Source organism: Frankia sp. CcWB2, assembly GCF_977927585.1.
Genome location: NZ_CDWRCM010000036.1, coordinates 19386 through 21105, shown reverse-complemented (window position 1 = coordinate 21105; position 1720 = coordinate 19386). Strand labels below are relative to the sequence as shown.

1 protein-coding gene is annotated in these 1720 nt (G+C 69.0%); it reads right to left on the bottom strand.

The window, feature by feature from the left end:
• Positions 1 to 124: 124 nt before the first annotated feature.
• On the bottom strand, positions 125 to 1720 hold a 1596-nt coding region (aspS, locus tag ACY45C_RS06095), incomplete at its 5' end, for an aspartate--tRNA ligase (RefSeq protein WP_462186671.1).

Here is a 1720-nt window from a genome sequence, read left to right as displayed (position 1 = left end):
AAGGTGACTACCCCATTCAGCCCGTTCCTACCCCACCACCCCCCACCGGGGAGCTGGCCAAAGGCTTGGTCGCGGCAATGCCCGGCCCGACCACCTCACCGCCCATCGGCCGGGCCCGACGCGCTCAGACGGCTACCGGGCCCGGTGCCGGTGCAGTGACCACCCGCACCCCCAGCTCACGCAGCTGACGATCGGTCACGGGCGTCGGGGCGCCCGTCAACGGGTCGAGTCCCGACTGGGTCTTGGGAAAAGCGATGACCTCCCGGATGTTCTCCTCACCGGCGAGGATCGCCACCAACCGGTCGATCCCCACCGCGAATCCGCCGTGCGGTGGCGCCCCGTAGCCGAAAGGGATGAGGAAGAAGCCGAATCGAGCCTTCGCCTCCGCCGGCGAGATTCCGAGGATCCCGAAGATGCGCTGCTGGAGATCGCTCTCATGGATCCGGATCGAGCCAGATCCGAGTTCCCAGCCGTTGAGCACCAGGTCGTACGCCCGGCTACGCACCGCGAGCGGATCGGTCTCCAGCTTGTCCACATCGTCGGGGTGCGGACGGGTGAAGGGGTGATGCCCCGGCTTCGGCCGTCCGGTGCCCGGATCCACCCCGACGAACAGCGGGAAGTCGACGACCCACACGAACCGCAAGGGACCTTCGCCGGCCGGCGGGCGGCCCAGATCGTTGCGAAGCTGGCCGAGCACCTCGCAGGTGATCGCCCACTCGTCGGCGACCAGGAGAAGAAGGTCGCCCGCCACCGCCGCGGTTGCCGCGACGATGCCGGCGAGTTCCTCGGCGGCGAGAAACTTCGCCACCGGGGACTCCAGCTCGCCGCCGGGACCGACCCGCATCCAGACCAGGCCCTTCGCGCCCAGTCCCTTCGCCCGCGCGGTGAGATCGTCGAGCTTGCGCCGGTTGTGCGAGGCTGACCCGCCGGGTACGCGGATTCCCTTGACGGCCTCGGCCCCGGCGAACGCCTTGAAACCGCTACCCGCGAAGACCGCGGTCAGCTCTATGAGTTCCATGCCGAACCGCAGGTCCGGCTTGTCGACCCCGAAGCGGTTCATCGCTTCGTGCCAGGACATCCGCTCGATCGGCAGCACGGGGCCGCCGGTCACCGCCCGGGCCGCGGCCAAAACCGCCGCCGACGTCACGCCGAGCACGTCGTCCTGGTCCACGAAGCTCATCTCGAGGTCGAGCTGGGTGAACTCGTACTGCCGGTCGGCCCGCAGGTCCTCGTCGCGCAGACATCGGGCGAACTGGAAATAGCGATCCGTCCCGCCCACCATGAGCAACTGCTTGAAAAGCTGGGGTGACTGCGGGAGGGCGTAAAAACTGCCTGGGAACTGGCGCGACGGGACGATGAACTCCCGCGCTCCCTCCGGTGTCGAGGGCATCAGCAGCGGCGTCTCGACCTCGACGAAGTCCAGCGGGGCGAGCGCCGAGCGCATCGCCGCAAGAACCGCCGAGCGGATCCGCAGGTTGCGCTGCATCCGGTCACGGCGCAGATCGAGATAGCGGTAGGCGAGACGAATGGTCTCATCGACGGAGTCGGCTCGATCGTCCAGCGGGAACGGCGGCGGTGTCGCGACCGAGAGCACCTGCACCTCGCAGTCGCGTAGCTCGACCTCGCCCGTGGCCAGGGCGGGGTTCGCGGTCCCCTCCGGGCGGACGGCGACGGTACCGGTGATCCGCAACACGTACTCGGTCCGGACGTCGACCGAGCC